23 protein-coding genes are annotated in these 24,995 nt (G+C 70.5%); 15 read left to right on the forward strand and 8 right to left on the reverse strand.

Features of this window, described 5'->3' with window-relative positions:
- Positions 1-387 precede the first annotated feature (387 nt).
- The 11 genes from I0C86_RS29505 (at position 388) to I0C86_RS29555 (ending at position 12,062) form a co-directional block, all read left to right on the forward strand.
- Entirely contained in the window at positions 388-1,773 is a 1,386-nt protein-coding gene (locus tag I0C86_RS29505; protein ID WP_323373910.1) for an extracellular solute-binding protein, read from the forward strand.
- 101 nt (positions 1,774-1,874) lie between these two features.
- The gene (locus tag I0C86_RS29510) at positions 1,875-2,720 is read left to right on the forward strand and encodes a carbohydrate ABC transporter permease (protein WP_323373911.1); all 846 of its coding nucleotides are present in this window, start codon (positions 1,875-1,877) and stop codon (positions 2,718-2,720) included.
- Positions 2,720-3,631, forward strand: a complete 912-nt coding sequence (locus I0C86_RS29515) for a carbohydrate ABC transporter permease (RefSeq protein WP_196204582.1) — start codon at positions 2,720-2,722, stop codon at positions 3,629-3,631. The genes I0C86_RS29510 and I0C86_RS29515 overlap by 1 nt, the downstream gene beginning before the upstream one ends.
- Positions 3,631-4,698: an ABC transporter ATP-binding protein gene (locus I0C86_RS29520; protein ID WP_196204583.1), complete on the forward strand. Its 1,068-nt coding sequence runs from the start codon at positions 3,631-3,633 to the stop codon at positions 4,696-4,698. Before I0C86_RS29515 ends, I0C86_RS29520 begins: the two co-directional genes overlap by 1 nt.
- On the forward strand, positions 4,698-5,774 hold the full coding sequence (locus tag I0C86_RS29525; protein ID WP_196204584.1) for an ABC transporter ATP-binding protein: 1,077 nt from the start codon (positions 4,698-4,700) through the stop codon (positions 5,772-5,774). The genes I0C86_RS29520 and I0C86_RS29525 overlap by 1 nt, the downstream gene beginning before the upstream one ends.
- A gap of 275 nt (positions 5,775-6,049) precedes the next feature.
- Positions 6,050-7,510 (forward strand): NAD-dependent succinate-semialdehyde dehydrogenase, encoded by a 1,461-nt coding sequence (locus tag I0C86_RS29530; protein ID WP_196204585.1) that lies wholly within the window; start codon positions 6,050-6,052, stop codon positions 7,508-7,510.
- 267 nt (positions 7,511-7,777) lie between these two features.
- Entirely contained in the window at positions 7,778-8,986 is a 1,209-nt protein-coding gene (locus I0C86_RS29535; protein ID WP_196204586.1) for an iron-containing alcohol dehydrogenase, read from the forward strand.
- Between the two features lie 206 nt (positions 8,987-9,192).
- A complete protein-coding gene (locus tag I0C86_RS29540; RefSeq protein WP_323373912.1) occupies positions 9,193-10,047 on the forward strand; it encodes a hypothetical protein in 855 nt (284 codons plus the stop codon).
- A 240-nt stretch (positions 10,048-10,287) separates the two neighbouring features.
- Entirely contained in the window at positions 10,288-11,109 is an 822-nt protein-coding gene (locus I0C86_RS29545; RefSeq protein ID WP_196204587.1) for a hypothetical protein, read from the forward strand.
- Positions 11,110-11,155: 46 nt separating this feature from the next.
- Positions 11,156-11,482, forward strand: coding sequence for a protease inhibitor I42 family protein (locus tag I0C86_RS29550; protein ID WP_196204588.1), 327 nt, complete (start codon positions 11,156-11,158; stop codon positions 11,480-11,482).
- A 130-nt stretch (positions 11,483-11,612) separates the two neighbouring features.
- Positions 11,613-12,062 carry a DoxX family protein gene (locus I0C86_RS29555; RefSeq protein WP_196204589.1) on the forward strand — a complete coding sequence of 150 codons (450 nt, stop codon included), beginning with the start codon at positions 11,613-11,615 and terminating at the stop codon, positions 12,060-12,062.
- Between the two features lie 80 nt (positions 12,063-12,142).
- Here the strand turns inward: I0C86_RS29555 and I0C86_RS29560 are convergent, their stop codons facing one another.
- From I0C86_RS29560 to I0C86_RS29595, 8 genes are read right to left on the reverse strand one after another with little or no spacing between them, the layout of a single operon-like run.
- A complete protein-coding gene (locus I0C86_RS29560) occupies positions 12,143-13,315 on the reverse strand; it encodes a 4-hydroxybenzoate 3-monooxygenase (protein ID WP_196204590.1) in 1,173 nt (390 codons plus the stop codon).
- A 54-nt stretch (positions 13,316-13,369) separates the two neighbouring features.
- Positions 13,370-14,572 (reverse strand): CynX/NimT family MFS transporter, encoded by a 1,203-nt coding sequence (locus I0C86_RS29565; RefSeq protein WP_196204591.1) that lies wholly within the window; start codon positions 14,570-14,572, stop codon positions 13,370-13,372.
- Between the two features lie 47 nt (positions 14,573-14,619).
- Positions 14,620-16,080 (reverse strand): benzaldehyde dehydrogenase, encoded by a 1,461-nt coding sequence (locus tag I0C86_RS29570; protein ID WP_196204592.1) that lies wholly within the window; start codon positions 16,078-16,080, stop codon positions 14,620-14,622.
- A 50-nt stretch (positions 16,081-16,130) separates the two neighbouring features.
- The gene (locus I0C86_RS29575; protein ID WP_196204593.1) at positions 16,131-17,735 is read right to left on the reverse strand and encodes a thiamine pyrophosphate-binding protein; all 1,605 of its coding nucleotides are present in this window, start codon (positions 17,733-17,735) and stop codon (positions 16,131-16,133) included.
- The gene (locus I0C86_RS29580) at positions 17,732-18,658 is read right to left on the reverse strand and encodes an ABC transporter ATP-binding protein (protein WP_196204594.1); all 927 of its coding nucleotides are present in this window, start codon (positions 18,656-18,658) and stop codon (positions 17,732-17,734) included. The genes I0C86_RS29575 and I0C86_RS29580 overlap by 4 nt, the downstream gene beginning before the upstream one ends.
- Positions 18,655-19,503 carry an ABC transporter permease gene (locus I0C86_RS29585; protein WP_196204595.1) on the reverse strand — a complete coding sequence of 283 codons (849 nt, stop codon included), beginning with the start codon at positions 19,501-19,503 and terminating at the stop codon, positions 18,655-18,657. Before I0C86_RS29585 ends, I0C86_RS29580 begins: the two co-directional genes overlap by 4 nt.
- Before the next feature lie 55 nt (positions 19,504-19,558).
- On the reverse strand, positions 19,559-20,407 hold the full coding sequence (locus I0C86_RS29590; protein WP_196204596.1) for an ABC transporter permease: 849 nt from the start codon (positions 20,405-20,407) through the stop codon (positions 19,559-19,561).
- Positions 20,404-21,366, reverse strand: a complete 963-nt coding sequence (locus I0C86_RS29595) for an ABC transporter substrate-binding protein (RefSeq protein WP_196204597.1) — start codon at positions 21,364-21,366, stop codon at positions 20,404-20,406. Before I0C86_RS29595 ends, I0C86_RS29590 begins: the two co-directional genes overlap by 4 nt.
- Before the next feature lie 331 nt (positions 21,367-21,697).
- On the opposite strand from I0C86_RS29595, the gene I0C86_RS29600 reads away from it, so the two are divergent.
- From I0C86_RS29600 to I0C86_RS29615, 4 genes are all read left to right on the forward strand, one after another.
- Entirely contained in the window at positions 21,698-22,882 is a 1,185-nt protein-coding gene (locus I0C86_RS29600) for a thiolase family protein (RefSeq protein WP_323373913.1), read from the forward strand.
- Between the two features lie 14 nt (positions 22,883-22,896).
- The gene (pcaH, locus tag I0C86_RS29605) at positions 22,897-23,682 is read left to right on the forward strand and encodes a protocatechuate 3,4-dioxygenase subunit beta (protein ID WP_196204599.1); all 786 of its coding nucleotides are present in this window, start codon (positions 22,897-22,899) and stop codon (positions 23,680-23,682) included.
- The gene (gene pcaG / locus I0C86_RS29610; protein ID WP_196204600.1) at positions 23,675-24,283 is read left to right on the forward strand and encodes a protocatechuate 3,4-dioxygenase subunit alpha; all 609 of its coding nucleotides are present in this window, start codon (positions 23,675-23,677) and stop codon (positions 24,281-24,283) included. Before pcaH ends, pcaG begins: the two co-directional genes overlap by 8 nt.
- Before the next feature lie 22 nt (positions 24,284-24,305).
- The coding region (locus tag I0C86_RS29615) for a lyase family protein (RefSeq protein ID WP_323373914.1) at positions 24,306-24,995 on the forward strand (690 nt) is incomplete at its 3' end.

Genomic DNA, 24,995 nt, shown 5'->3' on the forward strand with positions numbered 1-24,995 from the left:
GCTGCGGGATGCTGACGCCCCCAACTCGAATCGTATAGGAAAGGTGACGGATGCCAGCCATCCTGCACCCATCGCGGAACCGCCCGCCATCGCTCCACCTCGATCAGTTGGAGCTCCCAGGGGCATGCTCGACGTCCTACTCGGTTCGCCACCGGGCCGCACAAGGGCCGAAAGACTTCTCGACTGCCTGAAGCCCCATCACTTCGCGGTGTACGCGTGACGCCGGTCTGCGGGTCGACCCTCGCGACAGCCCGGCAACACGCCTGAACAACCCAGCAACTGCTCGGCGAGGCACGTAGCGAGGCTCTAGAAGTCCCCATCCAGAAAGCAGGCAAGAAGATGCGGTATCCAAAGCGAATAGGACGACTGTCCGTTCCCGGTCGAAGGGTGCAGCTGGCGACGGCGGCCATGCTGCTGGTGGCCACGACCGTGGCGGCTTGCGGCGATGGCAAGGACGAGGGCGCGGAGGCGAGCGCCCCCAAGGCGCCGGCGACCATCCCGGAGCTCACCAAGGACCCGCTGACCCTCAGCTTCATCTGGTTCGACTGGCCCCCCGCACACGCGCTGGAGGACTTCGCGAACGCGGAGTACAAGAAGGAGCGGCCGAACGCGACCATCAAGGTCAACACCGTGCCGAACGCGAACTGGCACGACGCGATGTTCACCCAGTTCGCCGCGCACAAGACCGACTTCGACATCGCGATCCTGGACTCGCAACACATCGGCGAGGCCGTGACGAACGGCAACATCCTCGACATCACCGACTTCGTCAAGAAGAACATCGACGTCGCGGCCTACAACCCGTACCTCCTGGCGGCCTACGGCCAGTTCCCCCAGGCGGAGACCGGCAAGCGCGACGAAAACGCCAGCCTGTACGGACTGCCGCTGCTCGGCGACACCTGGACGATGATCTACCGCAAGGACCTGATCGGCGACAAGCCACCGCAGACCTGGGACCAGATGATCTCAGCCGCCGAGAAGTGCCAGGCGGACAACCCTGGCGTCAGCGGGCTGGCTTTCCACCAGGCCAACGGCTCCGACGCCGCGGCCGTAACCTACAACACGGTCAACGGCGTCTACGGCGGCAACCTCTGGGACTCCAAGACGCGCAAGATCGAGGGCGTCATCAACGACGCCGCGGGCCAGGAGGCGATGGACGTCCTGGTCAACAAGATGAAGCCGCTGACGGCGAAGGGCTCCGGCAACTGGTTCATCGACGAGGTGAACGCGGCGGTCGCCCAGGGCAAGGCATGCATCGCGTTCAACTGGATCGCCGCGAGCGGCGGCCTGCTCGACCCGAAGCAGTCGACGCTCGGCACCACGCGGGAGCAGATTCTCGACAAACTGGGTTTTGCCACCCTGCCGAGCCAGAAGACGAACCTGGTCCCTCTCGGCGGTATGGGGATGCACGTCTCGGCCTACTCCTCCGAGGCAAACCAGGCGGAGGCCCTGAACTTCATGGAGTGGTTCGAGCGGGCTGATATCCAGAAGAAGTGGGCCGCGGCCGGTGGCGTGCCGTCGCGTACGGACGCCCTGCAGTCGCCCGAGTTCCTCAATGCCGGGCCGTTCAACCAGGTGTACACCGACTCGGTTCCGCGGATGCGGGACATGTGGAACGTGCCCGAGTACGCGCGCCTCGTCAACATTGAGAACACCAACGTGAACGCGGCTCTCAACGGCGCGAAGAAGCCGAAGGAAGCGCTCGACGACATCGCCAAGGAGCAGCAGAGCGTGCTCGACTCCAGCGGCCGTAGGGGCGGCGGCGGACTGTGAGTGACCCCGTCCCTCTGACGACCGACCACCCCGGGCAGGTGGCGTCCGCGACGCCACCTGCACGGGGTCGGTCCCGCCGGCTGAGCGACCGCGGGCTCGCGGTGGCCTTCATCTCCCCCGCGCTGCTGCTGTTGCTCGCAATGTCGGTGTTCCCGTTGCTGTGGGCGTTGTACCTGTCTTTCACCGACTACTCGGCCACCCGCGGGGGGCCCGCCCATTTCATCTGGTTCGGGAACTACACCGCCATCCTGACGTCGGCGCAGGTCCACCAGAGGGCCTTGACGACGTTGATCTACGTGATCGGCGCGGTCGGCCTGCAGACCGTGCTCGGTTTCGCCATCGCCTACCTGATCTCACGGCGCACACACGGGCGAGGACTGCTGACCACTCTGTTCCTGGTTCCGATGATGCTGTCGCCGGTCGTGGTCGGGCTTTTCTGGCGGTTCATGCTCGACGCGCAGTTCGGCGTGGTCAACAGCATGCTCGGCTCGCTCGGCCTGGGGCAGGTGGAGTGGCTCACCCGGCAGCGAACGGCATTGGTTTCCCTGATCGTTGTCGACACCTGGCAATGGACGCCGTTCATCATGCTCATCGCACTTGCGGGCCTTACCGCGGTTCCCAAGTACCTGTACGAGGCCGCCTCGATCGACCGGGCGTCCGAGTGGTTCCGGTTCCGCAACATCACTCTTCCGCTGGTGTGGCCGCTGCTCCTCATCGCCGTGTTGTTCAGGGCCATCGAGGCCTTCCGACTGTTCGACCTCGTCTACATCCTCACCAGCGGAGGTCCGGGTGTCTCCACCGAGACGTTGTCGTTCCACGTCTACAAGGTCGCGTTCCTGGGCTTCAACACCGGAACCGCCTCGGCGTACGGGATCCTCATGGTCCTCGTCGTCATCGTCCTCACGCAGCTCTACCTGCGCTACTTGAACAAGCTCAAGGAGGGCTGATGGGCGTCTCCATCGACGAGGCCGTGTCCACAGGTCCCGCCCGGGATCACACGCCCTCCGCGCGCCGCCTTGGCGGCCGGGGCCGCTCCGTGCTGGAGGTCGCGCTGCTGACCGTACTGGCCGTCGTGATGCTCTTTCCGGTGCTGTGGATGATCGAGACGTCCATCAAGGAGAACCGGGACGTCTACGCCATCCCGGCCAAGTTCTTCGGCTTCACGGTCACCATGGACCATTTCAAGGACGTGTTCGTCGCCCCGGGCGGCGGTCGCTCGGCCTTGTCCGTCTCGTTCCTCAACTCCGTCGTGGTCGCCGGGGTCTCCACGGTGCTGTCCACCGTGCTGGGGGTCCCGGCGGCCTGGGCCTACTCACGCTTCGCCGTGAAGGCCAAGAAGGACCAACTGTTCTTCATCCTGTCCACCCGTTTCATGCCGCCCGTGGTGGTCGTGGTCCCGATCTTCCTCATGTACCGCCAGGTCGGACTCATCGACACCAAGCTCGGCCTGATCCTCATCTACGCCGCGTTCAACGTCCCGTTCACGATCTGGATGATGAAGGGATTCGTCGACGAGGTGCCCGCGGAGTACGAGGAGGCCGCGATGCTCGACGGCTACACCCGTTTGCAAGCGTTCTGGCGATATACCCTGCCCCTGCTCGTGCCCGGCATCGCCGCGACGGCGGTCTTCGCACTCATCTTCTCGTGGAACGAGTTCGTGTTCGCCATCTTCCTCACCTCCAGCGACACCGTGCGGACGGCCCCACCCGCCATCGCCGGCCTCATCGGGGGCACCACCGTGGACTGGGGTCTCGTGGCCGCTGCCTCCGTGGTGTTCGCCCTACCGGTGCTCGTCTTCGCCTACCTGGTGCGCAAGCACCTCGTCGCCGGTGTGACGCTCGGGGCGGTGCGACGCTGATGGCCGGCATCGAGGTGACCGCCCTGCACAAGCGCTACCCGGACGGGACGGTCGCAGTTGATCACGTGGACCTGTCCATCGGCGACGGCGAGCTGTTCGTGATGCTCGGCCCTTCGGGTTGCGGCAAGACGACCACGCTGCGGGCCATAGCCGGTCTGGAGAGGCAGACGACGGGCGACATCCGCATCGGCGACACGCTGGTCAACGACCTGCCGCCCGCCGAGCGGGACATCGCCATGGTGTTCCAGTTCTATGCCCTCTACCCGCATCTGAAAACCCGCGACAACCTGGCGTTCCCACTACGGGCCGAGGGGCTGCCCAAGCCGGAGGTACGCGAGCGGGTCAACGAAGCCGCCCGGCTGATGCGGCTTGGTCCGCTCCTGGACCGGCGACCGCGCCAGCTGTCCGGCGGGGAGCAGCAGCGCGTCGCGCTTGCTCGCGCCCTGGTGCGACGACCGCGCGCATTCCTCATGGACGAACCCCTCACCAATCTGGACGCGGAGTTGAGGGCGGACATGCGCACGGAGATCAAGCACCTGCAGGGGGAACTGGGGGCGACGATGGTCTACGTCACCCACGACCAGGTCGAGGCGATGTCGCTCGGTCACCGAATCGCCATCCTCAACAAGGGCCGCGTCGAGCAGATCGGCACGCCGCTGGAGGTCTACGACCGTCCGGCGAGTCTTTTCTGCGCCGCGTTCATCGGCTCCCCGCCGATGAACCTCATCGAGGTGGAGGTGGCCGACGGGAACCTGCGCAGTCAGGGCGGACTGGTCCTTCCGCCACCGCCAGGCCTGCCGCGCGACCGTCGCCTGGTCGCAGGCGTCCGGCCGGAGGCGCTGGAAGTCACCGAACCAGGGGTGGAACGGTCGGTCCCGGCCCGCGTGGTCTCGGCGGAGTGGCTGGGCGACGAGATCATCTACGTGGTCGACCACAGCGGCCAGCGCGACGTACGGGTTCGGATGCCACCGACTGTCCGTTTCGCCGCTGACGCACCGGTCGGACTACGGCACACCGGCGGGACCCCGGCGGTCTACGACGTGAGCACGGAAGAGCTGGTGGCCTGATGGGAACCGTGGCAGCGCACGGGCTGTGCAAGTCCTTCGGTAAAGTCCAGGCCCTGGACGGGGTGACGCTGGACGTGCCGGACGGCTCGTTCTTCGTCGTGCTCGGGCCGTCGGGGGCAGGCAAGACGACGACCCTGCGAGCGATCGCCGGCCTGGAGAAGCTTGACGCCGGGTCGGTGCATCTGGACGGAAGGGACGCGACCGGTGACGCCCCGGCCGCACGCGACCTGGCCATGGTCTTCCAGAGCTACGCCCTCTACCCGCGACACACGGTGTACGAGAACATCGCTTCGCCGCTGCGGGCACGCCGCTGTTCCTCGAGTGAGATCGCCGCTGCCGTCGAGCAGATGTCGAGCCTGCTGCACATCGAACGTCTGCTGCAGCGTCGTCCCGCGCAGTTGTCGGGCGGTGAGATGCAGCGTGTCGCCCTGGCCCGGGCGCTGGTCCGTAGCCCGCGCGCGTTTCTCATGGACGAGCCGCTGACGAACCTCGACCTCAAGCTCCGCGTCGAGATGCGAACCGAGCTCACCCGCATCCACCGGAGCCTCGGGGCAACCTTCGTCTACGTGACCAACGACCAGGTCGAGGCCCTGTCCATGGCCGACCAGGTCGCGGTCCTCAGGGAGGGGAAGGTGCAACAGGTCGGAACGCCACTCGAGGTGTACGAGCGTCCAGCCAACCAGTGGGTCGCAGGCTTCGTCGGGAGCCCGCCGATCAGCCTGCTCGCCTGCCACGCCGAGGGAGATCGCCTGGTCGGGGCGGATGGCTGGACGCTGCCGCGGCCCCGCTGGACCACGGCGCAGGACGGTCGTCCGCTGGTGCTGGGCCTGCGCGCCGAGGACCTGTCCGTCGAGCAGCGTGGGAACGCGTCGTTGTCGGGTGAGCTCTACGGGCTTGAGCCGCTCGGTGACCGAACGGTGGTCGACGTCCGAGTGGGGACGGAGATCCTCAAGGTCAAGGCACGACCCACCGTCACCGGTACGCCGGGCGAGCGGCTGCTTGTCACGGTCGACCTGGACCGTGCGCACCTGTTCGATGCGGACACCGGGCTGGCGCTGTCCGAGGCCGGGAGGTAACCGCGCGGGGCGGCGACGGCAACATGCGCCCGCACGTGGCAATCGAGCCTCGGCGGACCGTCAACGGTGAGCACGGCCTGACGACGCTGAGACGGCCATGGCCCGAGAAGGCGATCGGTGGCGCGGGACGTCGCCCTTGGGCCAGGGCCAAGGCCACGTTCGACCCGCTCGGCAACCTCGACCCCGACGAGGTCGGGAGACCCGTTCGTCAACGCGCGTGGCGCGATCGCCGAGGTCGCGCTGGACATCACCAGAACATCAGAGGAGGCGACGCAATGAGTGACCCGATGAACGTCCTGGCTCCCGAGCACCGGCGGCTCCGGATTGGCGACGCCTGGCGCGACGCCGCCGGCGGAGCCACCTTTGCCGTCGAGGACCCGGCCACCGGCAAGACCATCGCCGAGGTGGCGGACGCCGGCGTCGTTGACGGGCTCGCCGCTCTGGACGTGGCGAGCAAGGCAATGGCGGAGTGGGCGGCGACCCCGCCGCGAAAACGGTCAGAGTTGTTGACCGCGACGTACCGGGCACTGACCGAGCGATCCGAGGAGGTCGCCCGGCTGATAACGCTCGAGATGGGCAAGCCGCTCGCCGAGGCTCGGGCAGAGGTGGCCTACGGTGCCGAGTTCTTCCGTTGGTTCGCCGAGGAGGCGGTACGCGTCGAGGGGCGCTACAACACCGCTCCCGCTGGTGGATATCGCATCCTCACCGTGCCGAAGCCGGTCGGACCGTGCGTCTTCGTGACGCCCTGGAACTTTCCGTTGGCCATGGGTGCCCGCAAGATCGCTCCTGCGCTGGCGGCGGGCTGCACGACGATCACCAAGCCAGCGGCCCAGACGCCACTCACCATGCTGTTCCTGGCCCGCATCATGGAGGAGGCCGGCGTTCCCCCGGGCGTCGTCAACGTGGTGACGACCAAGCGTTCCGGCGAGGTGGTCTCAGCACTGCTAGCCGACCGTCGGACCCGCAAGCTTTCGTTCACCGGGTCGACCGAGGTCGGGCGCGTGCTGCTACGACAGGCGGCGGACAACGTGCTGCGCACCTCCATGGAACTGGGCGGCAACGCGGCCTTGATCGTGTGTGCCGACGCTGACCTGGACGTCGCGCTCGACGGTGCCATGGTGGCCAAGATGCGCAACATCGGGGAGTCCTGCATCGCGGCCAACCGAATCTACGTCGAGGAGCCGGTGCGCGAGGAGTTCACGGCGCGCTTCGCCGAGCGGATGGGCGCGCTCTCGGTGGGCCATGGTCTCGACGACGGCGTGGACGTCGGGGCGTTGATCGACGAGGCCTCGGTCACCAGGATCGACGAGCTCGTCGCCGACGCGGTCAATCGCGGCGCCCGTGTCCTGGTGGGCGGCGAGCGTCCGGATGGGCCGGGCCACTTCTACCCGCCTACGGTCCTCGTCGACGTGCCCGAAGACGCGCGGATGCTGGAGGCGGAGATCTTCGGCCCGGTGGCGCCGATCATCTCGTTCACGTCCGACGACGAGGTAATGGCGAAGGCCAACGACACCGAGCACGGCCTGGTCGGATACGTCTTCACCCGTGACCTCCAGCGGGCGCTCCGGTTCACCGAGGGGCTGGAGACGGGGATGCTCGGCATCAACCGTGGTCTGATCTCGGACCCGTCGGCTCCGTTCGGAGGCGTGAAGCAGTCCGGGATCGGCAAGGAGGGGTCGCACGAGGGCATCCTTGAGTACCTCGACGTCACCTACGCGGCGATCGACCTACCGTGACCGGCCTGCTGCTCAGGGTGCCCGCCGAGGATCACCGCGCCCGGTGCACACATGACCTGACCGGCCTCCACCCGTGGGGCGGAAACCGGCCATGGTCGGCACGAACCCGCGATGGACCCGAGGACGCCCGGGCACGACCGAGTCTGGGAGCCGGGCGTGCGTGCCTGCGCCACCCGGCAGCCAACCTTGCCGACGCCGTCCCGGTTTCGCAGGTGACCTGGACGTCCGCCCGGCACATCACCGCCGACGTTCCAGAGAGGTACTGACATGCTTGAGACCGTCCGCGGACCACGCCAGCTGATAGTGGGCGAAGGGGTCGCGCAGAACATCCCACGAGTGGTGGCCGAGTGTGGCTCGCGAGTCCTCATCGTGACCGACCGGGTTCTTCTGGGGCAGCCGGGCGTGGCCGAGATCGTGGCCGCCGTGCGGGAGAAGGTCGAAGTCGTCGGGGTGTTCGCCGACGCGACTCCGGACGTGCCACTCGCCGATGTCGCCCTGGCCGTCTCGGTCGCCGCAGAGGTGGACGCCGACGTGATCCTCGCCATCGGGGGTGGCACGGTGATCGACCTCGCCAAAATCGTCGGCGTCATCCGGCGCCACGGTGGGACGCCGCGCGACTTCTACGGCGAGTCGAAGGTGCCGGGGCCGACGATTCCTCTCGTCGCGGTGCCGACGACGTCAGGCACCGGCTCCGAGCTCACGCCCGTCTCGGTGCTGACCGACCCGGACCGGGAGCTGAAGGTGGGGGTCTCCAGCGTCCACATCGTGCCCGACTTCGCCATCGTCGACCCCGAACTCACCTACACCTGCCCGGCGACCGTCACTGCCCACTCCGGCATCGACGCGTTCTGTCACGCGGTGGAGAGCTACACCGCGCGACCCCGGGCCCACGGACCGCGCGACCCGGTGGAGCAGGTCTTCCTCGGCCGCAACCCGATCACCGATCACTACGCGCTCCTGGCCGCGGAGCGGATCGCCCGCAGCTTGCCCCAGGTCGTCAGGGACGGAGGCGACAAGGACGCGCGAGCGGACATGTCCTACGGGTCGATGCTCGCCGGGCTCGCGTTTTCCCACGCCGGCAACGCGGCTCCGCACGCCCTCCAGTACCCCATCGGCGCAGCCACCCACACGCCGCACGGCCTGGGCGTCGGGCTGCTGCTGCCCTACGCGCTGGACGCGGCCAGGGATGCCATCGGCGACCGGTTGGCCATCCTCGCCGGGGTGTGCGGGCTCGACGTGACCGACGCCTCGGATGCCGAGGCCGCGGATACGTTCCTCACCTGGCTCGACGGGCTCCTTGCCGACATCGGCATCCCTACCACCTTGGCGGACATCGGCGTGGCGCGCGCCGACCTTCCGCGCTTCGCGGAGATGGCCGGTGGCGTCACCCGTTTGATCCAGAACCATCCGGGCCCGACCGACACCGCCAGCCTGACCGCGATCCTCGAAGCGGCCTGGATCGGGGACCGGACCTGACACGTCCTGACTCCGGAGCAGAGACAGCGACGGGCCTTTCACGTTTCGACGAGTTCCCTGCCTCACCCTGGGTATCGGAATTTGTTCGCTAGCTGGCGGACTCCATGTGGCCATCAGTGCGCGTTGGTGACCCGGAACCGACCGGGGCTCTGGCCCGTCTGATTGGCATGAGAACGTGGCGAGGTGTCCGGATAATCTGTGTCGGCGTGGTGCTTCTGCTGGCTGCGGCCTGTGCCCGGGACGGCAGTGGGTCGGGCGACGACGGGCCCGGCGGCTCGGGCGGCGATTCCGGCCCGGCCGACCCGAACGGCGTGATGCTCCGGGTGGAGCACGTCGGCGGGTTCGTGGCGTCGGCCGCCCGGCTGACCCGGGTGCCGATCGTGACGATCTACGCCGACGGGCGGGTCATCACGGAGGGTCCGCAGATCGCCATCTATCCCGGCCCGGCACTGCCGAACCTCCAGCAGCAGCGCATTCCGCTCGACGAGGTCGACCGGCTGATCGGGCAGGCCAGGGCCGCCGGTGTCGGCTCCGCCGTCGATCTCGGCCGGCCGTCCGTCACTGACATGCCGTCGACCCGGATCACCGTGTCGTCCGCGACCGGTACGGAGGTCCTGGAGGCGTACGCGCTGTCCGAGGGCGGCCAGGGCGCGGGCGGGCTGACCGAGGCGCAGCGTAACGCGCGGACGGAGCTACAGAAGCTGATCACCGTACTCACCGACCTGGCCGGGACGCTGGGGCCGGACGTGGTCGAAGCGGCGAAGCCGTACCAGGCTGAGGCGGTGGCCGCAGTGGCGATCCCGTGGCAGGCCGACGACAACGGGATCGCCGCTCCGCCCGAGGTCGCCTGGCCCGGCCCGGCCCTGCCGGGGTCGCCGCCGTCGACCGGCCTCGACCAGGGCTGTGTCGACGTACGCGGTGCCGAGGCGACGGCGCTGCTCGGTGCGGCGGCCAAGGCGAACGCCCGTACGCCGTGGACCTCCGGCGGCAAGCGTTGGCTGGTCAGCCTGCGTCCGCTGCTGCCGGACGAGGCGGGCTGCGCCGACCTGTCGGTCGACTGATTTCCGGCCCGGTGGCGATCCGCGTCCTGTCGTGAATGCGTCTCGGTTCGATCGACGGATCGGACCCGGAGGATTGCCCCGGGAGCGCACAATGGGTGACGCGGCGGCCTCGACGCGGAGCGGCCCGCCCCCGACCCGTGCGGGCGGTGCGGGGGCGGGCCGCTCCGGGCCTGGCGTGGGTTATGACCCGCGACGGCCGCCTCCCACCCCGCCCGCGAGGGCCCGGTCGAAGGCGAGTAGATGGAGCAGGACAGACGTTTCGCGGTGGATCCGCCGGAGACGAGCGCGAACGAGGCACCCGGTCCGCAGTTGCTCGGCCGGCTGTACCAGCCGGACGCGCGGGACTGGGACATTCCACGTCTGCTGGAGATCGCGGAGCCGCCCGAGTCGATCCGTCAGATGACGATCGAACAGGTGCTGACCGACACGTCGTACTTCTCGGACTGGCGGTCGTACCTGGTCTTCTGGCGGTGGCTGCGGACCCAGCGCGAGCCCGTCACGACGAGCGACACGGCACCGGCCTGGGAGCTGACCACCCAGCTCGACCAGGGACAGACCGGGCACTGCGTGGGGTTCGGCTGGGCGGGCTGGGTCGACGCCATGCCGGTCGCGGGCACCTACCAGAACGCCGACGGGCACGCGCTCTACTACGAGTGCAAGGTGATCGACGGCGAGCCGGGCGCGGAGAACGGCTCGTTCGTCCGGTCCGGGGCGTTGGCGGTGCGGGAGCGGGGCCGGCTCGCCGCCTTCGCGTTCGCGCACACGCTCGCCGAAATCGACGAATGGATCGACAGTCAGGGGTCGATCGTGGTGGGCACCCAGTGGACGAACGACATGTTCGACCCGGACGAGAATGGATTCGTCAGACCAACCGGGGCGGGCGCCGGCGGACACTGCTATTTGATGCTCGACCGGATTGCGGATGAGGACGCCTATCTCTTCCAGAATTCCTGGGGTTCGGGCTGGGGTCAGGGCGGCCGATTCAAGATGAAGCGCAGCGACTTCGACGGCCTGCTTCAGGATCAGGGCGAGGCGTGCTGCGCGGTCGAGTTGCCGCATTGATCGGATCAATCGCTTTCTGTCGTAGGACTCCGAGGTGGGCCGGGGAATGGCGAATCTCGAGTTGACCGAGTCCGACGGCGGGCGGTCGTACTGCCCGTCGCCCGGTGACCTCGTGGTCGTCCTGCTTCCCGAGACGCCGAGTTCGGGTTTCCGCTGGCACCTCGATGCGGTCGATTCCGAGGTGCTGGCGCCGGCCGGGGACAGCTTCCGGCCGGACCGGGCGGGGTTGGGTGGAGGCGGGACCAGGCAGTTGCGGTTCACCGTCGTCGGGCCGGGGCGTACCAACGTACGCCTCGGGCTGCGACGGGGCTGGGAAGCGGATGGGCCCGCCTCCCGGCGATTCGAGGTGGCGATCCAGGTCGCCGGAGATTAGTCGATTCGGTCGGTAGGGAGGCACCTGTCTGGCAGGAATGGAATGCTATTGACATCCGTCAATGTCACTGGATAACGTGGCGTTGCCGTGGGACCCAATAGTCAGCCCTGCCAGTCGCAAGGAGTGTCCCATGACCAATGCCAAACTCGCCGACCTCGTCACGACGCTGTTCCGAGTGGTGCTCGGCCTGTTGTTCGCGCTGCACGGTGCCGCCTCCCTGTTCGGAGTCTTCGGCGGCAATCGCGGCAGCGGTGAGGCGATCCCGCTCGGCACCTGGCCAGGATGGTACGCCGCCGTCATCCAGTTCGTGGGCGGGCTGCTCGTGCTGGTCGGCCTGAGCACCCGGATCGCGGCCGTGATCTGCTCCGGCTCGATGGCGTACGCCTACTTCGTCGTGCACCAACCGGACGGGCTGTTGCCGCTGAACAACGGCGGCGAAACGGCCGCACTGTTCTGCTGGTCCTTCCTGCTGGTCGCCGTGCTCGGCGCCGGACGCTGGTCGCTCGACGGCACGCTCAACCGCCGCCGGGACCGTGCCGTGGCCGAGACCACCGACCGGGTGGCCGCGCCCGCGAGTTAACCCCTCCGCCCACCGGTACGCACCGGGTCCCGTCCACTGATCGGCGCAGAACGGACGGGACCCGGTGTGCGCCGTCGGGCTCACACCTCGGCGAGCCCGACGTAGTTCTCCGCCAGGCTGGTGGCGTACGCCCGGGACGAGGTGAGGTAGTGCAGGGTGGAGATCTGTAGCTTCGCCTCGTACGGGTCCTGGGTCTCCAACCGGTGCAGCAGTGAGGTCATCCACCAGGAGAAGTGCTGGGCCCGCCAGACCCGGCGGAGCGCGGTGTCGGAGTAACCCGTCAGCAGATCGTCCCGGCCCTCCTGGTACCAGGCGGCGAACGCGTCGCCGAGCAGCGCGACGTCGGCCAGCGCCAGGTTCATCCCCTTCGCGCCCGTCGGCGGCACGATGTGCACCGCGTCGCCGGCCAGGAACAACCGCTCCCAGCGCATCGGCTCCACCACGAGACTCCGCATCCCGGTGACGCTCTTCTCCAGGATCGGCCCGGTGTTCAGTGACCAGCCCGGCACCGTCTCCAGCCGGGTCCGCAGCTCCGACCAGATCCGGTCGTCCGGCCAGTCGGCGATGTCGGTGTCCGGTTCGACCTGTAGGTAGAGCCGGGATATCTCCGGCGAGCGCATGCTGTGCAGCGCGAACCCCCGGTCGTGGTGCGCATAGATGAGTTCCTCGGCCGCCGGTGCGGCGGCAGCGAGTACGCCCAGCCAGGCGAACGGGTACTGCCGCTCGTACTCGGTCAGGACACCGGGCGGCACCGCGCTCCGGCTCACCCCGTGCGAACCGTCGCAGCCGGCGACGAAATCGCAGTGCAACTCCTCCTCGCGCCCCTGGTGCCGGTACCGGATCACCGGCGAGGCCCGGTCGAGCCCGGCAAGGCGTACGTCCTCGACCTCGAACCGGAGTTCACCACCGGCCGCCGTACGGGCCGCGATCAGGTCCTTCACCACCTCCTGCTGCCCGTAGACGGTGATCGCCCGCCCGGTCAGTTCGGTCATCGCGACCCGGTGCGCCGTCCCGCCGAAGCGCAACTCGATGCCCTCGTGCCGCAGTCCCTCGCGGTCCAGCCGATCCCCGAGACCGGTACGCCGGAGCAGGTCGACAGAACCCTGCTCCAGTACACCGGCCCGGACCCGGTGCTCCACGTACTCCCGGCTGCGCCGTTCCAGCACCACCGAGTCGATGCCGCTGCGGTGCAGCAGGTGCGACAGCAGAAGGCCGGCCGGCCCCGCCCCGACGATCCCGACCTGGGTACGCATCGCTTCCTCCCTGAGATGCCGACTTTCCGAATCATCACCGCCGCTCCCGGCCCATCACACCTGCCGGTTCCGGCCCGCGCCGAGCGCGCTCAGCGCCATTGCCAGCGTCACCACCGTCAGCGCGGCGAGCGGTACGCCCCAGCCGGTGGACAGGTCACGCAGCCAACCGACCAGCACCGGACCGGTGGCACCCAGCAGGTAGCCGACCGACTGCACGGCGCCGGACAGCTCCCGTGCCGACCCGGGCGTCCGGGCCCGCAGCACGAGCAGGGTCAGGGTCAGGCTGATCGCGGCACCCTGGGCGAGCCCGGCGACCGAGGTCCAGAGCGGATAGAGCGACGGCAGGGTGAGCAGCCCGAGCAGGCCGACAATCCACCCCGCGCAGACCACCAGCGCCAGCCCGCGCTGGTCGCCGCGCCGCACCGCGAGCGTGGGAACCAGCAGCGCGGTGCCGATGCCGAGCAGGTTGAACAGCGCCAGTGCCCCACCCGCGCGGGTCGGGTCGACGCCCTGGTCCCGCAGCAGGCTGGGCAGCCAGGTCAGCATCGCGTAGTAGAGCATCGACTGGGTGCCCATGAAGACGGCCAACTGCCAGGTCACGGGGGAGCGCATGATGCTGCCGTGCCGGTCGCCGCCCATGGTCGGTGCAAGGGCACGGTGCCGGCGGCGTAGTTGGGGAAGCCAGCCGAGCACCGCGACGATGGCGAGGCCGCCCAGGGCGAGCAGCGACCCCCGCCAGCCCAGCCCCGCGCCGTACGCCAGGGGCGCGCTGACCGCCGCGGCCAGGGTCGCCCCGGTGGTCAGCGAGGCGGTGCTGAGCCCGGTGGCCAGCCCGGGTCGGCCGGGGAAGTGCTGCTTGACCGCGCTGGGCACGAGCACGTTGCCGACGGTGATCCCGGCTCCGATGATCGCCGTCCCGGCGAACAGCCATCCGGCGTGCGGCAGGGTCCGGGTCAGACTTCCTGCGACGATTCCGAGCATCGCGCCGAGCAGCGCCAGTTCGATGCCGATCCGGCGGCCGAGGAGCGCGGCCAGCGGGGAGAGCAGGCCGAAGCAGAGGACCGGCAGGGTGGTGAGCAGTCCGGCCGCGCCACGGCCGAGATCGAGGTCGACCTGGAGATCGGGTAGCAGTGGCGGTACGGCGGCGATCGCCGCGCGCAGGTTCAGCGCCAGCAGGACGATGCCGAGCAGCGTCAGCCAACCGCCCCGGGACAGTCCTGGCCGACCGCCCGGTGCGACGTCGGCCGGGGCGACCACGGGGGTACGGCCGGCCGGCGTCGCACCGGAACTGCGGGTTTCGGGGTTCAGAACGGGTACCTCGTGATGTCGCCCTGCACGGTGACCCACTGGGTCTCGGTGAACGCGGCGAGGTTGGCCGCCGGACCGCCGAGCCGGGGTCCGTTGCCGGAGCCGGCGACCCCGCCGAACGGGGCGACGGCCTCGTCGCTGACCGTCTGGTCGTTGATGTGCACGATGCCGCTCGGCACCCGTTCGGCGAACGCCATCGCCTTCATCACGTCGCGGCTGAGGATGCCCAGCGACAGGCCGTACTCGCTGTCGGCGGCCAGCTTCGCCGCCTCGTCGAGGTCGCCGAAGCTGAGCACCGGCGCGACCGGGCCGAAGACCTCGTGCGCGTACGCCGGGGTGGCCGGGGTGATCCCGGAGAGCACCGTCGGCCGGTAGAACAGATCCTCGTACGTCCCACCGGCGACCAGCGTCGCTCCGGCGTCGACGCTGCCGGTGACCAGAGAGTGGATCTTGTCCCGCTGCCGTTCGTCGATGATCGGGCCGAGTGCCACGTGTTCCCGGGCCGGGTTGCCGACCGGCAGGTGGTCCGCCTTCTCGGCCAGCCGGCCGATGTACTCCTCGGCCAGCGACTCGTGCACCAGGTGCCGGCCGGTGGTCATGCAGATCTGGCCCTGGTGCAGGAACGAGCCCCACGCGCCGGCCGAGACGGCCAGGTCCAGGTCGGCGTCGTCGAGGACGACCAGCGCCGAGTTGCCGCCGAGTTCCAGCAGCACCCGCTTGAGATGGCGGGCGGCGGCCTGCCCGACCTGCCGTCCGGCGGCGGTCGAACCGGTGAAGCTGATCAGGCGCACGTGCGGGTCGGCGACCAGCGCCTCTCCCGCGTCGGGTCCGCCGGGCAGCACGTGCAGCACGCCCGGTGGCAGCCCGGCCTCCTCGAAGATCCGGGCGATCGCGACCCCGCCGGTCACGGCGGTACGCGGATCGGGCTTGAGCACCACCGCGTTGCCCAGGGCGAGGGCCGGGGCGACCGAGCGGATGCCGAGGATGATCGGCACGTTGAACGGGGAGATCACCCCGACCACCCCGACCGGCAGCCGGCGGGCCAGGCTGAGCCGGGGCTGCGCGCTCTGGATGATCTCGCCGAGCGGGTGCGAGGCGAGCGCGGCCGCCTCGTAGCACTCCTGGGCGGCCGTATCCGTCTCCAGCGTCGCCTTGGGCGGCACCGAGCCGGTCTCCCGGACGATCCAGTCGCCGATCTCGGCGGCGTGCTCCTCCCACAGCCGCCCGGCCCGGCGCAGCACCGCGGCCCGCTTGTCGTAGCTGGTGGCGGCCCAGTCGCGCTGCGCCTGAGCGGCGTGGGCCGCGGCCCGGGTGATGTCGGCGGCATTGGCGATCCCGGTGCGGCCGATCTCCTCGCCGGTGGCCGGCTCGAGTACGGCCGCGTCGCCACCATCGGCCCGGACCCAGCCGTCGCTGTAGACCCTGCCGTGCCAGGTGGTCGAATCGAGAAAAGTCACGCAATCCTCCTTGGGGTGGTGGTGCGCCGCGGCGGCGACGCCGAGCGGGGTCAGGTCTTGGCGTGCCGAACGGAACTCACCGGCACGTCGAGCAGCAGCGGTTCGGTCCGGTCGGCGAGGGTCGGAACCACCTCGTCCAGCACGGCGACCAGTTCGGCGTGGGTCCGGATCCGGCGGGACGGGCAGCCGAACGACCGGGCCAGCCCGTGCACGTCGACCTCCTCGAACGCCGGCCAGGGCGGAGTGCCGCCGAACCGCTCGGTGAGCTGGTCCATGACCGCGTAACGGCCGTTGGACAACACCACGTACAGCACGCCGCAGGCGTACCGGGCCGCGCTCCACAGTCCCTGGATCGCGTACAGCGAGGAACCGTCGCCGAGTACCGCGACCACCGGCCGGCTGGGGTCGCCGAGGCGCAGCCCGGCCGCGGCGGGCAGGCCGAAGCCGAGGCCGCCCATTGCCGCGGAGACGAAACCGCGTGGCGCGCGGGCCGGCAGCAGCCGTTGCAGGTCGGGCCGCGACGAGGGGGTCTCCTCGACCAGTACGACGTCGGCGGGTAGCCGCTCCGCGAGTGCGGCGAAGACCTGCGTCGCCCGCATCGGCTCGCCGCCTCCGGGCGGCGGTTCCGCCACCGGCGCGGCACGCCGGGGCAGCACCGGCCGGTCCCGTGGCGCCACCCGGCCCGCGAGTGCGGCGCAGAAAGTCGCCGGATCGGCCCGTACCGCGAGTGCGGCGCGGCTGCGGTGCAACTCGTCCGGGTCGGCCGAGACGACCACCACGGCCAGGCCGTCCGGCAGCAGCGGGCCGGACTCGTAGACGTACTGCCGGAAGGCGGCGGTCCCGACGACCAGGGCCAGGTCGTGCCCGGCCAGCACCGAGCGCAGTCGGGTCCGGTTCGCCGGCAGGTGACCCGCGAACCGGGGATGGTCCTGCGGAAAACCGGCCCGGGCCCCGAACGCCTCCTGCCAGACCGGTGCCCCGATCCGGTCCACCAGGTCGACCAGCGCGTCCCAACTGGCCCGGTCGTCCGCCCCGGCCCCGACGACCAGCACCGGGGAGGTGGCCGCGTCGAGCAGCCCGGCCACCTCGTCGACGGCCGGGCCGGGCGCGTACCCCGCCGGCCGTACCGTGACCGGCGCGGCCAGGCCGAGACCGGGGTCGACCTCGACGGTCCAGTCGTCCATCGGCACCACCACGATCGCCGGGCCACGGTGCGCGGCGGCCTCGTGCCAGGCCCGCCGTACCGCAGCCGGCACGTCCTGGGCCCGCACCGGCTGGTCCAGCCAGACCGGGTACGGGCCGGCGAGCTGGTCCAGCCGGCCGGCGAGGAACGGCTCCTCGGCCAGATGTCGGCGATCCTGCTGCCCGACCAGGACGACCAGCGGTGCACGGCTGACCCGCGCGGTGGCCAGGGCCCCGACCGCGTTGCCGAGCCCCGCCGTGGTGTGCAGGTTGACCACCGCCGGCACTCCGGTGGCGAGCGCGTACCCGGTGGCCATCCCGACCACGGATCCCTCGTGCAGGCCGAGGACGAACGTCAGGTCGTCGGGCAGGTCGGCGAGGAACGGTATCTCGGTCGACCCGGGATTGCCGAACACCCGGTCCACCCCGCACTGCCGCAGTACGCCCAGCGTGGCGGCCCGGACCGTGGTCATCGGCTTCCCGCGTCGGTCGGCTGCCGATCCTCCGTCGTCTCCGGCCCGGTACCGGTGTCCGCCGGCCGGGATCCGGCCGGCTGCCCCTGCGCGCCGGACTGGTGGTCCGGTGCGCCGGACTGGTGCTTGGCGCGCTGGACCTGCCCGAACACCTGAGCCCGCAGCTCCGCGAACCGCGCCGAGGACCGGGTACCGAGCTGGTCACGCTCGGCCGGCAGGTCGATCGCGACGTCGTCCAGCACCACGGTCGGCGAGGAGGAGAGCACCAGCACCCGCTGGCCGAGGTAGACCGCCTCGTCGATGTCGTGGGTGACGAACAGGATCGTCACGCCGAGCCGCTGCCACAACGACCGGACCAGGTCCTCGAGGTCCGCCCGCGTCTGCGCGTCTACCGCGGCGAACGGCTCGTCCATCAACAGGATGTGCGGCTCGTACGCCACCGCGCGGGCCAGCGCCACCCGCTGCTGCATGCCACCGGAGAGCTGCCAGGGGTAGGCCGCCGGCACGTCGCCGAGACCGACCGCGTCCAGCGAGTTCCGGACCAGCTCCAGGCGGCGGGCGCGGGGCAGCTTCTTCTGCTTCAGCGGCAGCTCCACGTTCTGCTGCACGGTCATCCACGGGAACAGGCTGCGGCCGTACTCCTGGAAGACCACGGCCATGCCCGGTGGCGGCCCCTGCACGGCGGCGCCCTCCAGCACGACTTCACCGGAGGTCGGTGCGAGCAGCCCGGCGATGCACCGGAGCAGGGTGGTCTTGCCGGCGCCGGACGGGCCGACCACACAGACGAGGTCACCGGCGCCGACGGAGAAGGTGAGGTCCCGGACCGCCTCGACCGACCGGTTGCGTCCGGTGTACACCTTGCGGAGCGCGCGGACGTCGAGCAGCGGCCCGGCGCCGTCCGGGGAGATACCTGTCGCGTTCATCGGTGCCCATCGTTTCGTTGGAACTGCCGTAGGCCGGAGTACCAGTGCAGGGCCCGCCGCTCGAAGAGCCGCAGCAGTACGGCGAGCAGGAAACCGAGCAGGCCCAGCAGCAGGATGCCGGTCCACATGTTGGTGACCGCGAAGGTCCGCTGGAACTGGATGATGCTGAAGCCCAGCCCGTTGTTCGCGGCGAACATCTCGCTGATCACCATCAGGATGATGCCCACCGACAGGGCCTGCCGGAGGCCGGTGACGATCTGCGGCGAGGCGGACCGGACGACCAGGTGCCAGAGCCGGGCCGGGCCGCGGATGCCGTAACAGCGGCAGGTGTCGGTCAGCACCTCGTCGACCGCCCGCACCCCCTCGACCGTGTTGAGCAGGATCGGCCAGACACAGCCGGAGAGGACCACCAGCACCTTCATCGTGTTGCCGAACCCGGCGAAGAGCATCAGCACCGGTACCAGCACCGGCGGCGGGACCGCCCGGAGGAACTCCAGCACCGGTTCGCAGAACGCCCGGACCCGCCGGAACGATCCGATCAGTACGCCCAGTCCGACGCCGAGAACGACCGCGAGTCCGAACCCGGCCGAGAGCCGGAGCAGGCTCGGCAGTACGTCGGCCCGGAGTCGGTCGCTGCGCAGCCAGACGTCGTCGAAGGCGGCCAGGATCTCGGCGAGCGGCGGCAGGTAGAACGTCTCGCTGTCGGCGGAGAGCACCCACCAGAGGGCGAGCAGGGCGACCGGCAGGCCGAGGACGGCGGCGATCCACCGGAGTACCCGTGCCACGGTGCCGACGGCCGCGCCGGGGGAGCGGCGTCCGGGCCGTACCGTCGAATGCGCACTCATGGGTCATCCTTCGTTCGTGACTGCGGGGCTCGCAGACCCGGCTCACTCCTCGCACTCACGGCGTCTCCTCGCCGCGTACGGACGGATGCCAGGAGAGCACCGCGCGTTCCAGGCGGCGGGCGAGCCCGTTGACCGCGACTCCGAGCAGCCCGGTGACGATGATCAGGGCGTACATCGAGTCGACGGCGCCGCCGGACTGCGCGCGATTGATCTCGTTGCCCAGCCCGGGTGCGCCGATGATCAGTTCAGCGGTGATGGCCAGGATCAGGGCCACCGCGGCGGCCAGCCGGATCCCGGTGAGCAGGTACGGCAGGGCCGTCGGCCAGAGCAGGTGCCGGATCCGGGTCCAGCGGCTCAACCCGAAGGTGTACGCGGTGTCCCGGGCGACCGGATCGACGTCCCGTACGCCGTACAGCACCTGGACGAGGACCTGCCAGAACGCGGCGTAGACCACCAGGAGCAGCACGGAACCCAGCTCGCTGCCGAACAGCAGTACGGCGAGCGGGATCAGTGCCACCGAGGGGATCGGCCGGAGGAACTCGATCGTCGAGGCGGTGAACTCGCGCAGCACGGGCACGGTGCCGAGGACGAACCCCACCACGACGCCGAGGGCGACCGCGATCGCCAGGCCCAGGAACCAGCCTCGCAGCGTGTCGGCGACGGCGGTCCAGAACCGGCCCTCGCCCAGCAGTTCGGCCAGGGCTCCGGCGATCCGGCTGGTCGGCGGAAGGTAGTTCGCCGAGACGAGCCCGCTGCGCGGTACCACCTCGAGCACCGCCAGGAAGGTGGCGAAGCCGAGCAGCCCGAGCAGCGCGTTGCCGCCGCGCGGCCCGGTCCCGCCGGACCGACCGGCGGGTACCGGTGCGGTCGCGGCGGGCGGCGGTACGGTGGCCGCTGGCGTCACGGGAGGATGTCCGCCACGTCAACCTTCTCTTTGATCAGCCCGTCGCTCACCATCAGGTCGGCCAGGGTCTGCACCGACTCGCGGTTGATCTCGGCGGGCCAGGCCGGCAGGACGATCTTCGCGGCCACGGCAGGGTCGATCTTCGTGTACGTCTGGAGTACCTGCCGGGCCTCGTCCGGGTGCTCCTGCGCGTACTTCAGCGACTTGTCCATCGCGGTCTTGAACCGGCCGGTGAGGTCGGCCTTCTGGGAGATGGTCTGCTCGGTGGCGAAGTACGCGGCCACCGTCATGTTGGGGATGGCCTCGGCGAAGTTGTAGGCGACGACCCGGGCGCCCTGGTTCTGCGCGATGGTGAAGAACGGTTCGACGACCATCGCGGCGTCGACCCGCTTGCTCATCACCGCCGCCGGCATCTCCGGGAAGGGCAGTTCGGTCCACTTGATGTTCGAGGCGTCGCCGCCGGCCTTGCGGATCGACGCCCGGGTGGTGGTGTCGGTGATGTTGTTCAGGTTGTTGATCGCGATGTTCTTGCCGGCCAGGCCGGCCGCGTCCTTGATCGGGCTGTCCGGTGGCACCACGACGCCGCCGAAGTCCTCGCCGGGCTTGCCGGTGGAGGCGTTGCCGACGGTGACCGCCTTGACCGGGATGTTCTGCGAGTGGGCCTGGATCAGTGACACGACGTTGCCGAAGGCGAAGTCGAACTGGCCGCTGACCACGCCGGTGACGGCGACGGAGCCACCGGTCGTGTTGATTACCTCGATCTCGATGTTCTGTTCCCGGAAGAAGCCCTTCGCCTTGCCGAGGTGCAGTGGGGCGACGTCGATGATGGGGATCGCGCCGACCTTGACCTTGTCCAGGCCGCCGGATCCGCCCGAAGGCGTGTCGTCGGATGAGGAGCCGCAGGCGGCGACGGCGAAGAGGGTGACGAGGGCGGTGGTGGTGGCGGCGAGACGGCGCATGGGGTCTCCCGGCGTCCGGCGGTCCTGTCGGGACCGGGCTGGGTGGCTCCGCTGGAGCCTTGAGGGGTGTTGGTGGTCGCTAGCCGAACGAATGTTCTCATTTGGAACGTTGGCACAGTGAGCGAGTTCACGTCAACAAGGGCCCCGCAACTTCTCGGCAACGCCCTGGGGGCGCCGGGACGCGCGGGCCGGGGCCTCCGTTGACGGATCAGGGGGCCGGGGATTACGTTCGACATAAGCACGGTAGTCCGCATATCGAACGGGTCGCGGTCGGCGGACCGGGCGCGACGAGGGGGCGGATGGTCCTGGCAGTAAGCAGTAAGGAGAAGTGGTGACCAACGACGTCTACGTCCTCGACGCCGTCCGAACCCCGATGGGGCGGTACGGCGGCGGCCTGTCCGGGGTCCGTCCCGACGACCTCGCCGCACACGTGCTCCGGGAGGTGGTCCGGCGCAGCCCCGACCTCGACCCGGCCCGGATCGACGACGTACTGCTCGGCAACGCCAACGGCGCCGGGGAGGAGAACCGGGACGTGGCGCGGATGGCCGTACTCCTCGCCGGCCTGCCGCCGTCGGTGCCCGGCGCGACCGTGAACCGGCTCTGCGGCTCCGGCCTGGAGGCGGTGATCGGCGCCGCCCGGGCGGTCGCGCTCGGGGACGCCTCGATCTGTGTCGCCGGTGGCGTCGAGTCGATGAGCCGGGCTCCGTGGGTGCTGCCGAAGCCGGAGGCGGGCTTTCCGCGCGGGCCCGAGACGTTGCACTCCACCACCCTCGGCTGGCGGATGGTCAACCCGACGATGCCGGCCGAGTGGACCGTACCGCTCGGCGAGTGCGCGGAGATCCTGGTGGACCGGTACGGGATCTCCCGGGCCGAACAGGACGCGTTCGCGGCCCGCAGTCAGCGGCGCGCGGCCCGGGCCTGGGCCGACGGGGTGTACGCCGACGAGGTCAGCGTCGTTCCCGGCACCGACCTGGAGTCCGACGAGAGCATGCGGCCGACCACCACCGTCGAGGCGCTCGCCCGGCTCAAGCCGGTGTTCCGCCCGGACGGCACGGTGACCGCCGGCAACTCCTCGCCGCTGAGCGACGGAGCGAGCGCCCTACTGCTCGCCGACGAGGCCGGTGCCGAGGCCGCCGGCCGGATCCCGTTGGCCCGGATCGTCTCCCGGGCGGTCGTCGGGATCGAGCCGCAGCTGTTCGGGATCGGACCGGTACGGGCCGCCGAGGAGGCACTGCGCCGCGCCGGTGTCGGCTGGTCGGACCTTGCCGTGGTCGAACTCAACGAGGCGTTCGCGGCCCAGTCGCTGGCCTGCCTCGCCGAGTGGAAAGATCTTGATCCGGAGATCGTGAATCCGCGCGGCGGTGCGATCGCCCTCGGCCACCCGCTCGGCTCGTCCGGATCGCGCATCCTCGGCTCGCTGGCCTGGCAACTGCACCGCCGAGGCGGTGGGCTGGGTCTCGCCGCGATCTGCATCGGCGTCGGCCAGGGCCTGGCCGTCGTCCTGGAAGCAGCCTGACGGGAAGGACGGCCATGACCACCGACCATCTCCGATCCACCGGGTCCGGAAGCGGTCCCGGCGATCCGGTCCGGCCCGGCGGACTCGTGCTGCCCCGGTACCGGCACGACGATCCGGACACGCACCCGCCGATGCTGCACCCCGACTACGGGTCGACGAACCTGCGCGCGCCACGGCAGCCGTTGGCCCTGCTGCCACACCGGCTGACCGAGATCACCGGACCGCTGCTCGGCACCGGCCGGCTCGGCGAACTGGACCACGACCTGACCCGGCAGCACGACGGGGAGCCGCTCGGACAGCGGATCATCGTGCACGGCCGGGTCCTCGACGGGAACGGCCGACCGGTGCCGGACACGCTGGTGGAGATCTGGCAACCGAATGCCGCCGGCCGGTACCGGCACGCGGGCGACAACTGGCCGGCACCGCTGGACCCCAACTTCACCGGGGTCGGGCGGGCGATGACCGACGGCGACGGCCACTACCGCTTCGTCACCGTGCAGCCGGGTGCGTACCCCTGGCGGAACCACCCCAACGCCTGGCGGCCGGCGCACATCCACTTCTCCCTCTTCGGCCGGGCGTTCACCCAGCGGCTGGTGACCCAGATGTACTTCCCCGGTGACCCGCTCTTCTTCCAGGACCCGATCTTCAACTCCGTCCGCGACCCGCTCGCCCGGGAGCGGCTCGTCTCCCGCTACGACCACGCGGTGACCGAGCCGGAGTGGGCGCTCGGCTTCGAGTTCGACATTGTGCTGCGCGGCCGGGAGGCCACCCCGTTCGAGGATGGCGACGACGATGACTGAACGGTCCGACCCGACGCCGGCTCTCGGCACGACGCCGACGCTCGGCTCCACGCCCGCCCAGACGGTCGGGCCGTACCTGCACATCGGGCTGCTCTGGCCAGACGGACCGGAGGTCGTGCCGGACGGCACCCCCGGGGCGATCTGGATCCGTGGCCAGATCTTCGACGGTGCCGGTGCGCCGGTGCCGGACGCGCTGGTGGAAACCTGGCAGGCGGACCCGGACGGCCGGTTCGACCATCCCGACGATCCGCGCGGCGCCCGCCCGTCGGACGTACCCGGCTTCCGGGGCTTCGGCCGCAGCGCCACCGACGTCGACGGTCGGTACGGGATCCGTACCGTGAAGCCCGGTTCCCTGCCCGGTCCGGACGGCGTTCCCGAGGCGCCGCACCTCAACCTGTCCATCTTCGCCCGTGGCCTGCTGCACCGGCTGGTGACCCGGCTCTACTTTCCCGACGAGGAGGCGGCCAACGCGGCCGACCCGGTGCTCGGGAGCGTCGACCCGGCCCGCCGGGCCACCCTCGTGGCGAGCCCGGCACCCGACGGGTGCCGGCTCGACATCCACCTGCAGGGTACGGATGAAACCGTCTTCTTCGCGGTCTGACGACGTGCCGCGGTCTGACGACGTGCCGCGCTCTGACGACGTGTCACGGTCGGCGGACACGCCGCCGGGCACCTCGACGGGGGCGCCGGCCGGCGGGCTCCTCTCCGGACTGTTCGGCACCGCCGAGGTGGACGCGGAACTCGCCGACCCGGCGCTGCTGCGGGCGATGCTCGACATGGAGCGCGCCCTCGCCGAGGCCGAGGCCGAGTGCGGCGTGCTGCCGGTGTCCGCCGCCGAGGCGATCGCGGCGCAGTGCCGGGTCGAGCGATTCGACCTCGCGGCGCTCGGCGCGGCGGCCGACGCCGCCGGCAACCCGGTGGTTCCGCTGGTCCGCCAGCTCACCGCCGCGGTGCCGGCCGACGCCCGGCCCTGGGTGCACCACGGCGCGACCAGCCAGGACGTGCTGGACACCGGGCTCGTGCTGGTGGCTGTCCGGGCCATCGGTCCGATGCTGCGCCAGCTCGACGCCGCGATCGCCGCCGCAGCCGGGCACGCCGGCGGGCACCGGGACACCGTTCTGCTGGCCCGCACGCTCGGCCAGGCGGCCGCACCGACCACGTTCGGGCTCAAGGCCGCCGGCTGGCTGGTCGGCCTCCTCGATGCCCGGGACCGACTGGTGGCGGCCCGGACGGCGCTGCCGGCACAGCTCGGCGGAGCGGTCGGCACGCTGGCCGCGCTCGGCCCGGCCGGACCGGAGGTCGCCGACCGGCTG

The organism is Plantactinospora alkalitolerans, from assembly GCF_015690345.1.
Classification (GTDB): domain Bacteria; phylum Actinomycetota; class Actinomycetes; order Mycobacteriales; family Micromonosporaceae; genus Plantactinospora; species Plantactinospora alkalitolerans.